The following is a 13,942-nucleotide window of genomic DNA, read 5'->3' on the forward strand; positions in this document are numbered from 1 at the left end:
TCTATGCCCATCAAAACCAAAACAACAAGACCGCAGGAGATTGCTGCGGTCGACCTGGGATCGAACAGTTTTCATATGGTCATCGCGCGCGTGGTGGATGGCGCGTTGCAAATCATTGGCCGTCTGAAACAGCGCGTCCACCTGGCCGATGGCCTGGATGCCAACAACATGCTGAGTGAAGAGGCGATGGAGCGCGGGCTGAATTGCCTGTCGCTGTTTGCCGAACGCCTGCAAGGGTTTTCGCCAGCCAACGTGGTTATCGTCGGTACTCATACGCTGCGTCAGGCGCTGAATGCGCCAGAGTTTCTCAAGCGGGCGGAAAAAGTCATCCCCTACCCGATTGAGATTATTTCCGGGAATGAAGAAGCACGCCTGATCTTTATGGGTGTGGAACACACGCAGCCGGAAAAAGGCCGCAAGCTGGTTATCGATATTGGCGGCGGCTCAACAGAACTGGTTATCGGTGAAGACTTTACGCCACAGTTGGTGGAAAGCCGTCGAATGGGCTGCGTCAGCTTCGCGCAGATGTTCTTCCCGGGTGGCGTTATCAGCAAAGAGAACTTCCAGCGTGCTCGCCTTGCGGCAGTGCAAAAACTGGAAACCCTGTCGTGGCAATATCGCATTCAGGGCTGGAACGTTGCGATGGGCGCGTCGGGTACCATCAAAGCCGTCCATGAAGTGCTGATCGAAATGGGCGAAAAAGACGGGCTCATCACGCCGGAACGCCTGGAAAAGGTAGTGGAAGAAGCGCTGAAGTGTAAAAACTTCTCATCGCTTAGCCTGCCGGGTTTATCGGAAGACCGTCAGGCCGTCTTTATGCCGGGCCTTGCAATCCTTTGCGGGGTGTTCGACTCGCTGGCAATTAAAGAACTTCGTCTTTCAGACGGGGCGCTGCGTGAAGGCGTGCTGTATGAAATGGAAGGCCGCTTCCGCCACGACGATATTCGCAGCCGTACCGCAGAAAGCCTCGCCAGTCAGTATCACATTGACCGTGAGCAGGCACGCCGCGTGTTGGATACCACCAATCACATGTATGAACAGTGGCTGGAGCAGAATCCAAAACAGGCACACCCGCAGCTTGCAGCGCTGTTGAAATGGTCTGCGATGCTGCACGAAGTGGGGCTGAACATTAACCACAGTGGGATGCATCGTCATTCGGCCTACATCCTGCAAAACAGTGATTTGCCGGGCTTCAATCAGGAACAACAAACGCTGATTGCCACGCTGGTTCGCTATCACCGAAAAGGGGTGAAGCTCGACGATTTGCCGCGCTTTACGCTGTTTAAGAAGAAGCAGTTTCTGCCGATGATCCAACTGCTGCGCCTCGGTGTGTTGTTGAACAACCAGCGCCAGGCGACGACCACACCACCGACGTTAAAACTGACGACGGAAACCCATCACTGGACGCTCTGCTTCCCGCACGACTGGTTCACCCAGAACGCGCTGGTGCTGCTCGATCTGGAAAAAGAGCAGCAGTACTGGCAGGACGTGACAGGCTGGATGCTGAAAATTACGGAAGAAGAATCACCAGATATCGCGGCCTGACGCTGGTTTATCTTTCTGTTCGGCAGCCAGATTCTCTAACGGTTCTGGTTTGCCGATACAGAAGCCCTGCAGGTAATCAATTCCCAGCCCTAACGCCGCATCACGAATTTCTTCCGTTTCGACATACTCCGCGACCACCTGCATATTCTTCATTCTTGCCAGATGGCAAATCGAAGAGACAATCTGGTAATCGAGGCTGCTTGAGAGCAGATTCATGATAAAGCTGCCGTCAATTTTGAGGATATCCGCGCTCACTTTTTTCAGGCGCGCATAGCTGGCATAACCCGTACCAAAATCGTCGATGGCGATTCTGCAGCCCAGCGCCCGTAGCTGTTCCATGTTCTGACTGGCTTGTTCAGGATGGCTCAGCGACTGACTCTCTGTTATCTCAAAGATAACCTGCCAGCCCTGAATATTGTGCCGTTTGAGGTGTTCCTCCACGGTTTTAGGGAACCGGGAGCCACAGGCCGATGACGGCGAGATGTTGATCGACAATCTTAAGCCCGGCAGCACGTCACGGTGCTGGTCCATAAAGCGCAACGTATTGTCGAGAACCCATAAATCAATTCGTGATGAGAGGCCGAACTCATGCGCTACCGGCAGGAAGTCATCCGGCGCGATGAGCTGACCATCTTCGCCTTCCAGGCGTAGCAGAACCTCATGATAGTTGTCACCGCGAGTCCCAACGATGGGCTGAGCCATCAGCTGAAATTTCCCATGTTCAAGCGCCAGCTGCAGATGATTCATCATCTTGATTTTGTCTTTCAGGCGCTGTTGCAGGTGCATGGCATTGCGGTGTTGCAAGCTTTCCGGTGAACCGGAAACTAGCGATAAATGGGCAATCGTGCTGAGCTCGCCAAGCAGCATCGGCAGCTGCATCACCGGGCTGCGAACATGGCAGTAGCTCACCCCAACGTTAGGTTGCAGCGGCATACCGTCCCAGACAAAGCGAAATTTTTTGATGCGCGCATCAATAGCCTGAATACGTGATTCATGCGCCTCTGTATTAAGACGAATCACCAAATCATGTCCGGAGAGTTGGTACACACTTTCGCCCGGAAGGAGTTCAGGCTCCAGCCATTTGCCGATATTTTGCTTGTACTGAATACGCAGCATCATGCCGTAGTGACGACCCAATACTTCAAGTTCAGGAACACGTAAGAAGCACAGCACCGACCATGGCGTAGCGGACAACTTGCGGCTTAACGCCCACAGGTTTGGCATCTGAACCACAGGGTCGATAAAGGCCATGCGTCTTACACGAGCGTGAATATTGCGTTGCTGCGTTGCCAGCATTGCCATGTAAACCACGATAAACGAAAACACCAGATAGCTGGACGAGGTGATCGCCAGCTGATTGCTGTAGTTCGGGTAAATCGGTATGTAACGATAATAGAAGTGAATGCTCACAATCAGGACTATTGTCCAGACCAGGGACATTAACCGGTAGCCAAAACGCATCGAGCCCCAAAGCATGACCGGCAGCAACAGCGACAACGTGTAGTTAGTGGTAAAAATCGACGCGGCATTGGCGGTGGGGATGAGCAACAGGCCCATAATGACCAGCAGCAGCATCGACCACACCCCCATTTCTGCCACCGTGACTTTGCGGTCGATTTGCAGACGAAGCTGCGAGACAAAAGCGCGCAGATGCAGTGGGTTACGAATGATACGGATAATCAAATAGCACATCGGCACGCCTGTCAGGCAGCCGACCAGCATTGACTGGTAGTTGATCAAACTGTGCAGTGTTAAAGGCCCGGCACTCGCCGTGGAGATCCGTGCCGGCAATATCTCAAAGAAAACGGAGAAGAGCAGCAGTAGCTGGAAAATGCTCGCTGGGAAGAATACTTGCCAAAACAGACGCTGCGACATCAGACGATCGGTGCCGTAGGAAATGTGGTTGCGCCGCGGAGCGAACACGCGATAGCCGCCCCAGCTCAACACAATAGGGATCAGGAAATAAAAGATGATGCCGACTTTTTCAGGCGCGCTCATGCCCTGACCGATGATCAGCCAGATCCCTAATACAATCCCGGGAAGCGCTTCCCAGCCAAAAAACAGCATGAAGCTGAGCAGCAAGGCTAACGGCAGGTAATAAAGCGCGACAGTACCGCCGTCAATGCGAGTGAAGGTGTTCACGCAGCGGGCAAGAGGCAACAGAAGCGTGGGCAGAAACAGGGGGAGTCCCCACCACTTATCCCGATTCTTTTTATAAAGTTCAGTTAACTGCATACATGCTCAACAGAAACCCCAACTCCTGATGGGCAGATTCAGACAGGCATCCCACCTGACATAAGTTCACCGCGATGATTTCACTGCGCGGAGCTGGACAAAGGATTGTAATTATCACGGGGGCTTAATATTTGACTTAAATCAATAAAACCGGTTTCAGTTTTGATTAAGGCGCTGAATTTTCACCTTTCCCGGAGAGAAAGCAATTCACAGGTAATTTGAACATATTTTATTCAATTGTTAATTGACCCTGTCCGCTCGCTGTGCCTTAATGGGCTCATCGCCCGATATCGGGTATGCTAAAAGGACCCCTTCAGTGAGCCAGGCTACGCCAATGCGCAAACGACACCAGTTCAACACTCGTATGACGCGGATTATCATTCTTATCAGCTTCCTCTTTTTCGCAGGCCGCTTTATCTACTCGTCTATCGGCGCCTGGTACCATCACCAGGACAAACAAGCCGCACAACAATCCAGCCAGGTGACTGAAACACCCGTTCGCGACGAGCAAGACTGACGGCAACAGTGCTCAGATAGCCTCCTGACGGCCCTGCTGCCGTAGCAAGATCATTCCGAAAATACTTTCCTGTCTTCCTGTATTGGCCGCTGCATTTGCATCCTTTGGAAAAACCAAGCACGATAAAGATGCCTACTTAACGACCAGCCATACAGGGAGATGTATGAAAAAAGTCCTCAATACTTTTCTGCCTCTGTACACCACTACCCTGTTGATGCTGCTCGGCTCGGGCCTGCTGACGACCTATATCTCTCTACGCCTTGCGCATGAAGAAGTCAGCGGCACCTTAATCGGGGCTATCACCGCAGCGAACTATCTGGGGTTAGTTATCGGCGGAAAAGTCGGCCACAACCTCATTGCCCGCGTCGGGCATATTCGCGCTTATGTGGCCTGTGCGGGGATCATTACCGCCTCGGTGGTCGGGCATGGGCTCAGCGACTTTATCCCCTTATGGATTTTTCTGCGCTTAATCATCGGCCTGTGCATGATGTGTCAATACATGGTGCTGGAAAGCTGGCTTAACGACCAGGCCGAGTCATCACAGCGCGGTGCCATTTTCGGCCTTTATATGGTCGCGACTTATTTAGGTCTGTGCGGAGGCCAGGTCATCCTGATCATGGCCGCCGGAATGGGCCCAGCCATGCTGCTGATTGTGGCACTGTGCTTCGCGTTGTGCCTCGTCCCCATTGCACTCACCACCCGAACCACCGCGCACCCGATGTCCCCTGCCCCGATGGAACTCAGCTACTTCTTCAAAGCCATTCCTAAGCTGCTGGCCGCCACGCTGGTGATGGGAATGGCTGCAGGCTCTTTCTATGGCCTTGCTCCGGTATATGCCATTTCGCAGGGCTTGAGCACACAGCAAATCGGGTTGTTCATGGGAGTCACGATTTTCGCCGGGATGGTGTCTCAATTCCCGTTGAGCTGGTTATCCGACAGATATGACCGCCAACACCTGCTGTTTTATACCGCCCTGCTGTTTGCCGCCGCTTCACTGCCGCTTTCGCTGTTTCCGCATCTGGGCTATTACTGGGTGCTGGGCATGGCCTTTCTCTCCAGCATGGCGATGTTCTCCCTTTATCCGTTGGGCGTGGCGATTGCCAACGATCGCGTCGCCCCAGAACGTCGAGTGTCACTGACAGCCTGTCTGCTGATGGCCTTCGGTGTGGGCGCCTGTATCGGGCCACTGATCACCGGCGCAATCATGCAGCCCTTTGGCGGGAATGTACTGTATCTGTGCTTTACCCTTTGCGGCGTGATTATCGGCAGCATCAGTTGGATCAGAAAACGCCAGCCAGAAATCATCGTCGACGCCCCACTGCCTCACGTGGTGATGCCAGACAGTCTGACTTCTTCGCCGCTGGCGGTGGCGCTTAATCCTGGAATAGATGAAGAGGTGATTCAGGAAGTGATGGCGGATACACCTGAAACAGAAGCGGCAGAAGAACCGGTCAGCTCGTAGTCACCACTCAGACAAAAAAAACCTCTGACACGCAGAGGTTTTGATTTTGTAGGCCAGGTAAACGTTAGCGCCACCCGGCATGTCTCATGCGGACATTATTCCCACTCGATTACAAATGGACTAAAACTTTATTAATATAAACAATATATTAATAAAGTTTTCATGTCTAAGACCATGAAAAGTACCATTACAGCCCAACCCCGTGCAAAATGCACTTTTAGCAACGCGATTTGGCACTGGTGGGCGACAGCGGCAAATCATTTATTAGCTTCCACTTACGCAATCAAGTCGGCATAAGATCCTGCTTTTAAATTAAATTTTCCTCGTACCTTTACATCCTGGGTATCTAGAGCAGCCCCAGAACTGCCCGTAGCGCCCGGAACGCCGACGCATGGGAGAACCACAACTCGGACAGGTGGGAGTACCAGATGTGGGAGTTACGCGCGATGGGATAGATATAGTTGCGCGAGGTGCACTGGACGGCTGAGGTGCAGGTATCGGCGGCGTTACCATCACAGCAACGGTCGAAATCGGAACCGAAATGCCCAATTCTCGCAAATCTTGTTCGGCTTGTGCCCGAGCAGCTAGAGCATCCGCAAGTGCCCTGTCGTCTCTTGCCTTGGCAGGTAGCGAATCGAGGAGAGCTTTGGTGTTTCTCAGGGTACACAGCCCGTTGCGTATTGTGGATTCCAGTCTGGCCTTTTCCGCTGCAAAACGCCCGCGCAGTGCCCTTTCGTCGGCAACGTCCTGAGCGTTCGGTGTCCGGTCATATTTGAACTGGGATTCGTGCCCACGCCGCCATGCTACCAGCTTGCCTGTCATCACGTCACCGAATCCAGGAACGCGCAGGACAGCGTTTTGACTCACATCGGCGGCGGTTTCGATACCGAAGGATATGAGCGTTGCAGTTTTAACCGGGCCAATGCCAGAAATGTTCGCACGGCGTATCGAGAAGCGATCAAGATAGGCATTTCGCTGACGCGACTCCCGGTTGGACTTCATCACCATCAACTCACGCGCGAGAGCGTTATCAAGGCCCTTGTAGGCAACGATAGCAACATCGAGATCGCCGCGCACCTTCACAACTTCGGTCATGCTGTTGCGCTGAAGAAAGGCATTCAACTCGCACTGTAAGCGTTCATCAGCATCTTTAAAGGCTTTCTGGAAGGGACTGGACTCAACTTCGCGGTCAGAGAAGGTGACCCACCCCCAGATTATCAACCCAATCCACACAAACCACACCGGGGTAGCGAAGATGAAACCAGCGATGGCGCCGATCATCATGAGCAATCCAAGCAAAGCGCGCTTACGCTTTCCGCTCCTAGCTACGCTGAGCGTATCACTGGCACCACATAGCATAGCCGGAGTGGGCAGCAAGTCCGCGACTGTTGGGAAGCGGAACGCGAGAATCTCGAGGATTGCCTTTTCTGTGCCGCGCTCATCTGTCCGGATGTTCGGGTCAATGGTGGTCAGATCAGGGAACATGTCAAAACCGCTGTTACACATCAGCTTACACCAGACACAGCCTCCAGCATTGCTGGGGTAATAGTGCGTATTGACCTTGCTACAATGGTTCAGTGAGCCTTCAAGAGAGCTCAGAGCGTGAATCCAGTCCAGTGAGGTTGGACGCGCCCCCGGTGAAAGCCCAAATGCCTTCTCGAATTCGCGGGAGACCACTGTCGGGAACATGTCGAGTGTCAGTGAGGCGGGCGGTGGAGTGGTTTGGGTAGCGGCTTGGCGTATGAGAGAAAAGGCAAACCGGTTCTGAGCAATGGCATCGTTCATCGAAATGTCTGGCCCGTTGTACCGCCCCGCGTATGGGTGACGCCCCATAAAAAGCAGGTGAAAAATTGCAACAGCCAACCCGAAGTTATCGTGTTCTATGGTTCGCTGAACGGATGCGAGGTTCTTTCCGTGCAACTCAGGCGGGGTGAAATCGGGGACACCGACAACACACGGATAGGATTTTCCGTTCAGGCTAAACTGAAAGCTATCTGCATCAATCAAGGCAACAGTCGCGTCCTGCGCCACAAGCACGCCGGAGTGGTTTAGATCTCCGATGATACATCCTGTCTGGTGCACTTTCCCAATGGCCCGTGCGACATTGAGCGCGGCATGAACAACGAATCGATAGTCCGCCTTCGGAAAATAGCGCTGGCGGGACTTCGGGCTGTATAGCTCATGTATTGGACGATAGCCCGAGACAAGCCGCATGACAAAGCCAAGGAAATTGCCTTGATGGTCGGTCACCACGTCGCCGGGATAGGCAACGAGGTCAGTCTTGACAGCAAGGCCTTCACCCACCATCGCCCGTACCTTTTCTTCACGTTTGGCACGCAGACTGGTATTGTAAATTTTAACGGCCAGCCCGGAACGCCCCCTGATCGCGTAGACTTCGCCTTCCCCCCCCTTTCCGAGCAACTCAGCAACTGAAACCCGATCCTTTCCGACAATAATTTCTTGCATCGTCATCGCCCGGAAATGAGAATCAGCGTTTTATCATCGTCGGAGCGAGCACAAACCGATGGACCGGCAAGGTAGGTAGCCAGCTTCGCCGAAAGGTCGATCAGGCGTCCTTCACCCGATGCCACATCGACCGGATGCATCATTGGATCGAAAAACCGTGTATACGCGGCCCGTTCCAGATGTGACAATGCCAGATCGCCAACGCCGTCAGAGAACAGAGTGAAAGCATCATGTTCACTCGGATGACGGGTGATGTTTAGACGCGGCCCAGGGTCATCGGTGACAAAATATGTACTGGATGCGTATTCACCGTTCTCGGGCCAACAAAGCACATCCCACTCAGCGCCTTTCCTCCCGACAATGGCGCTATCGCCAACATGCAAAGTGACCGTTTCGTCCGGCGAGACCACAATTGCAGCCAATGTTGCGGCAAATTGCCGGGAAACAGTGCCACGCCCGGCAGCTATTGCAGAAATCCGCCCCCTCAGTTCATCTATCCAATCCGCCAAAACCTCATTGGTCGGCAACTCGGAAGTTTCATCAACCCATTCGCGGAATCGAACCGAGAGGAAACGGCAAATTAGCCATGCGCCAAATGCTCCGAATTTGGCACTGCCGGCACCATCTGACACAACAGCGAAGATACAGCCATTGCGCAATTCCGCAATAGCATAGGCGTCTTGCAACCTATCGCCATTCTGGATATGGGACGTACCAATTACGGATGCGGATGCCCATCGCCAAGCCAAAGCGTTACTCAACTACAGCCCAGCCATCTGGGGAGGCAGGATTCTTGAGCGGAACCGCGTCGCCGGGGTTGGACTGCGAGACAGCACTAAGGGAGCTGGACAACCATTGGAACAGTTCTTTGAAGGCCAGCCCCTTAAGCTTAAGTGGCTGGCGGGTGGCGATCTGGCCAAGCACATCCATATTTGCCTGCACCACCCCTACGGCATAGAACATAAACTCCTTGAGTTCCTCGCCTTGATGGACGCGCCGCTTGGCCTCTTCCCAACCGTCAGTAGGGGCGCCATCGGTAATCAGGAATACCCACGGGCGGTAGTATTTGACACCATTCTCACGGTAGCGGTCCTTGCGCTGACGAAGCATTTCCAGTCCAGTCACAATAGCCTCACCCATCGGCGTTGCATTGTCCGCGACCAGCGTTTCAGGATAGAAATGATCCACGGTGGCAAACTTGGACTTGATCTCCACAGGTCCGAAAGTGATCATCGCCAGCTCTACACGCTTTGCGGCCATCGGATCATTCATGAGTTCTTGTCTCAACGTCGCCAGCCCCTCGTTCAATTCTGAAATTGGCGCACCGCTCATTGAATAGGAGGTGTCCAGAAGCAGAACTACCGGGCAACGCTGTTCCGGGTTTTCAGCGAATTCCACATCACTGAATGGTTGTTGATCGAATTCATTCATATTCTTCACCTTATTCCTAAATAGCTGCACCGAATAGTAGATCACTTAAAGGGAATTCAGCCCGGATTGTGCGATCTGATCAATTGCCAAATCAAAATAAAGCGCCAACCGGACTGAGCAATGCCGATCATAGCACCCATCCCCCGAAATGAACGACGTCAGATGCAGAAAATTGTCCATAAAACACCCGATAAAAATCATGCCCGCTGGCTCATGGCACTGCTGATGTTGCACCGGGGAGAACGCGTCTGCAACGTCGCCAGAACGCTCTGCTTCGCCCGCTCATCCATCGGTCGCTGGATTATCTGGTTTACACTATCGGGCGTTGAAGGTCTGAAATCTTTGCCTGCCGGACGTTCCCGTCGCTGATTGCCCATCGCCGGCATAGTGTGGCTCAGAGCGGCTCCGACGCTGTGCATCCGCGATCTGCATAAAGATGGCCGCAATCCATAAAGCACTGGACGAATGCAGCGCAGAGCACCCGGTCTTTTATGAGGATGAAGTGGATATCCACCTCAATCCCAAAATCGGTGCGGATTGGCAGCTGCGCGGGTATCAGAAACGAGTGGTCACACCGGGGCAGAATGAAAAATATTATCTGGCCGGGGCATTGCACAGCGGCACAGGGAAGGTCAGTTACGTTGGAGGTAGCATCAAAAGTTCGGTGCTATTTATTAGTCTGCTGAAACACCTTAAAGCCACATATCGCTGGGCAAAAACTATCACGCATATAGTGGATAACTACATCATCCACAAGAGCCAGGAAACCCAGCGCAGGCTGAAAGCGAACCCGAAGTTCAGGGGCATTTATCAACAAGTTTACTCGCCGTGGGTAAATAATGTTGAGCGGCTATGGCAGGCGCTGCACGACACGGTAACCCGGAACCATCAGTGCCGGACAATGTGACAACTTCTGAAAAAGGTTCGCCATTTTATGGAAACCGTCAGCCCATTCCCCGGAGCTAAACATGGGCAGGCAAAAGTGTAGCGGTATTAGGCGCAGCTCTTTAGCTGCCAGGGAATACCAGACACAAAAACAAAAAAGCCCGCAATTACGCGGGCTTAGAGGTACTTTACTGCTTTTACGTGCAGGCTGTTGCCAGACGTTAAATCATTCCCACTCAATCGTCGCTGGCGGCTTACCGCTGATGTCGTACACCACGCGGGAAATGCCGTTCACTTCATTGATGATGCGGTTGGACACGCGGCCGAGGAAATCGTACGGCAAATGCGCCCAGTGTGCGGTCATGAAGTCGATGGTTTCAACGGCACGCAGGGAAACCACCCAGTCGTATTTACGGCCATCGCCCATCACGCCCACGGAACGCACTGGCAGGAACACGGTGAACGCCTGGCTCACTTTATTGTACAGGTCAGCTTTGTGCAGTTCTTCGATGAAGATTGCGTCCGCGCGGCGCAGCAGGTCGCAGTACTCTTTCTTCACTTCGCCCAGCACACGCACGCCAAGGCCTGGGCCCGGGAACGGGTGACGGTACAGCATGTCGTACGGCAGGCCCAGTTCCAGACCAATTTTACGCACTTCATCTTTGAACAGCTCACGCAGCGGTTCAACCAGCCCCATCTTCATCTCTTTCGGCAGGCCGCCCACGTTGTGGTGAGATTTGATGACGTGTGCTTTACCGGTCGCGGAAGCGGCAGATTCGATAACGTCAGGATAGATAGTTCCCTGCGCCAGCCACTTCACGTCTTCCAGCTTCAACGCTTCTTCATCGAACACTTCGACAAACACGCGGCCGATGATTTTACGTTTCGCTTCCGGGTCATTCTCGCCCGCCAGCGCGTCGAGGAAGCGTTTTTCGCCTTCGACGTGAACGATGTTCAGACCAAAGTGGTCACCGAACATGTCCATAACTTGCTGAGCTTCATTCAGACGCAGCAGACCGTTATCCACGAACACGCAGGTCAGGTTTTTACCGATAGCGCGGTGCAGCAGCATGGCGGTCACGGAAGAATCCACGCCGCCAGAGAGGCCGAGGATCACTTTATCGTCGCCTACTTGCTGACGAATACGCTCAACTGCGTCATCGATAATCTTGGCTGGCGTCCACAGTGCTTCGCACTGGCAGATATCAATGACGAAGCGCTCAAGCATGCGCAGACCCTGACGGGTGTGGGTCACTTCCGGGTGGAACTGCACGCCGTAGAAGCGTTTTTCTTCATTCGCCATGATCGCGAATGGGCAGCTCTCGGTGCTGGCAACGGTGACGAAATCAGACGGGATAGCCGTCACTTTATCACCGTGGCTCATCCACACGTCGAGCAACGCTTTACCGTCTGCGGTCAGGGAATCTTCGATACCGCGAACCAGGGCGCTGTCAATCTGCACTTCAACCTGAGCGTAGCCGAACTCACGTTCGTTAGAGCCTTCAACGTGGCCGCCTAACTGCATAGCCATGGTCTGCATGCCGTAGCAAACGCCAAACACGGGCACGCCAGCCTGGAACACATAGTCCGGGGCGCGCGGGCTGCCTGCTTCGGTGGTGCTTTCCGGGCCGCCGGAGAGGATGATACCGCTCGGATTAAACTCACGAATCTGTGCTTCGGTAACGTCCCAGGCCCACAGCTCGCAGTAAACACCGAGTTCACGCACACGGCGCGCAACCAGTTGGGTGTACTGAGAACCAAAATCGAGGATAAGAATGCGATGCTTATGAATATTGTCGGTCATTGACGGTAATTCCAGGGCAAGTGAAACAAAATCAAAGCGCCCGGCATTAAGCCGGGCGCGGAAATACTCAAGAACCCATGCGGTAGTTCGGGGACTCTTTGGTGATCGTCACGTCGTGTACGTGGCTTTCCTGAATGCCCGCGCCGCTGATGCGAACGAACTCAGCCTGCGTACGCAGCGCGTCGATAGTACCACAGCCGGTCAGGCCCATGCAGGAGCGCAAGCCGCCCATCTGCTGGTGAATGATCTCTTTCAGGCGACCTTTGTACGCCACGCGGCCTTCGATCCCTTCCGGAACCAGTTTGTCAGCAGCGTTATCGCTCTGGAAGTAACGGTCAGAAGAGCCTTTGGACATCGCGCCCAGGGAACCCATACCGCGGTAAGATTTGTAAGAACGGCCCTGGTAAAGTTCGATTTCGCCCGGGGATTCTTCAGTACCCGCCAGCATGGAGCCCACCATCACCGCTGCTGCACCAGCAGCAATCGCTTTAGCGATATCACCGGAGAAACGAATACCGCCATCGGCGATAACAGGAATACCGGTGCCTTCCAGCGCTTCAACTGCGTCAGATACGGCGGTGATCTGAGGAACACCTACGCCAGTGACGATACGAGTCGTACAAATAGAACCAGGGCCGATACCTACTTTCACTGCGCTGACGCCAGCGTCTGCCAGGGCACGTGCACCGGCACCCGTCGCTACGTTACCCCCGATGATTTGCAGGTTCGGGTATTTAGCACGGGTTTCACGAATACGTTGCAGAACGCCTTCAGAATGACCGTGAGAGGAGTCGATCAGCAGAACGTCAACGCCTGCGGCAACCAGCGCATCAACGCGCTCTTCGTTACCAGCGCCTGCGCCAACGGCCGCACCCACACGCAGACGACCCTGCTCATCTTTACAGGCGTTAGGTTTACGCTCTGCTTTCTGGAAATCTTTTACGGTGATCATGCCGATCAGATGGAAGCTGTCATCGACCACCAGCGCTTTTTCGACGCGCTTTTCATGCATTTTCGCAAACACGACTTCGCGCGTTTCGCCTTCACGCACGGTCACCAGACGCTCTTTCGGCGTCATGTAGACGCTGACTGGCTGGCTCAAGTCCGTGACGAAACGTACGTCACGACCGGTAATGATGCCCACCAGCTCGTTGTTTTCTGTTACCACCGGGTAGCCAGCAAAGCCGTTGCGAGCGGTCAGCTCTTTGACTTCAGCCAGGGTTGTGGTTGGCAGCACGGTTTGCGGGTCGGTCACCACGCCAGATTCATGCTTCTTCACGCGGCGAACTTCTTCCGCCTGACGCTCGATAGACATGTTTTTGTGAATAAAGCCGATGCCGCCTTCCTGCGCCAGAGCAATGGCCAGGCGTGCTTCAGTCACGGTATCCATGGCTGCGGAGAGCATAGGAATATTCAGACGAATAGATTGAGTCAGTTGGGTGCTGAGGTCAGCGGTATTCGGCAGAACAGTGGAATGAGCGGGAACGAGGAGGACGTCGTCAAACGTCAGTGCTTCTTTGGCGATACGTAGCATGGGCAATATCTCTACCTGGGGGGTTAATAAATATTGCCGTGGCATTATACAGAGCGTAATCGG

9 protein-coding genes and 1 pseudogene are annotated in these 13,942 nt (G+C 53.8%); 4 read left to right on the forward strand and 6 right to left on the reverse strand.

All coding sequences use genetic code 11. The annotated features are described in order from the left end of the window. The first annotated feature begins 3 nt into the window (after positions 1–3). On the forward strand, positions 4–1,545 hold the full coding sequence (gene ppx, locus ACLW56_RS06670; RefSeq protein ID WP_330983008.1) for an exopolyphosphatase: 1,542 nt from the start codon (positions 4–6) through the stop codon (positions 1,543–1,545). On the opposite strand, the gene ACLW56_RS06675 is transcribed toward ppx, so the two are convergent. Continuing rightward, positions 1,525–3,780, reverse strand: coding sequence for an EAL domain-containing protein (locus tag ACLW56_RS06675; protein ID WP_330983009.1), 2,256 nt, complete (start codon positions 3,778–3,780; stop codon positions 1,525–1,527). The genes ppx and ACLW56_RS06675 overlap by 21 nt on opposite strands. Positions 3,781–4,096: 316 nt before the next feature. On the opposite strand from ACLW56_RS06675, the gene ACLW56_RS06680 reads away from it, so the two are divergent. Further along, positions 4,097–4,297, forward strand: a complete 201-nt coding sequence (locus tag ACLW56_RS06680) for a YfgG family protein (protein ID WP_330983010.1) — start codon at positions 4,097–4,099, stop codon at positions 4,295–4,297. Positions 4,298–4,460: 163 nt separating this feature from the next. Next, on the forward strand, positions 4,461–5,759 hold the full coding sequence (locus tag ACLW56_RS06685) for an MFS transporter (RefSeq protein WP_330983011.1): 1,299 nt from the start codon (positions 4,461–4,463) through the stop codon (positions 5,757–5,759). A gap of 312 nt (positions 5,760–6,071) precedes the next feature. Here the strand turns inward: ACLW56_RS06685 and ACLW56_RS06690 are convergent, their stop codons facing one another. Genes ACLW56_RS06690 through ACLW56_RS06700 form a run of 3 tightly spaced genes read right to left on the reverse strand, consistent with a single transcriptional unit; the run spans position 6,072 to position 9,656 of the window. Next, on the reverse strand, positions 6,072–8,225 hold the full coding sequence (locus ACLW56_RS06690; protein WP_330983013.1) for a helix-hairpin-helix domain-containing protein: 2,154 nt from the start codon (positions 8,223–8,225) through the stop codon (positions 6,072–6,074). Positions 8,226–8,227: 2 nt separating this feature from the next. After that, positions 8,228–8,986 (reverse strand): PP2C family serine/threonine-protein phosphatase, encoded by a 759-nt coding sequence (locus ACLW56_RS06695; RefSeq protein WP_330983014.1) that lies wholly within the window; start codon positions 8,984–8,986, stop codon positions 8,228–8,230. Then, entirely contained in the window at positions 8,979–9,656 is a 678-nt protein-coding gene (locus ACLW56_RS06700) for a vWA domain-containing protein (protein WP_330983015.1), read from the reverse strand. The genes ACLW56_RS06695 and ACLW56_RS06700 overlap by 8 nt, the downstream gene beginning before the upstream one ends. Positions 9,657–9,776: 120 nt before the next feature. Between ACLW56_RS06700 and ACLW56_RS06705 the strand changes: the two are divergent. After that, a pseudogene (locus ACLW56_RS06705) lies at positions 9,777–10,644 on the forward strand (IS630 family transposase). 123 nt (positions 10,645–10,767) lie between these two features. Here ACLW56_RS06705 and guaA read toward each other — a convergent pair. Together guaA and guaB are read right to left on the reverse strand one after the other, a co-directional pair. Further along, positions 10,768–12,345: a glutamine-hydrolyzing GMP synthase gene (gene guaA / locus ACLW56_RS06710; protein WP_330983016.1), complete on the reverse strand. Its 1,578-nt coding sequence runs from the start codon at positions 12,343–12,345 to the stop codon at positions 10,768–10,770. A gap of 67 nt (positions 12,346–12,412) precedes the next feature. After that, the gene (gene guaB / locus ACLW56_RS06715; protein WP_330983017.1) at positions 12,413–13,879 is read right to left on the reverse strand and encodes an IMP dehydrogenase; all 1,467 of its coding nucleotides are present in this window, start codon (positions 13,877–13,879) and stop codon (positions 12,413–12,415) included. Between the last annotated feature and the right edge of the window lie 63 nt (positions 13,880–13,942).

Source organism: Pantoea sp. sgz302252 (assembly GCF_047713085.1).
Classification (GTDB): domain Bacteria; phylum Pseudomonadota; class Gammaproteobacteria; order Enterobacterales; family Enterobacteriaceae; genus Scandinavium.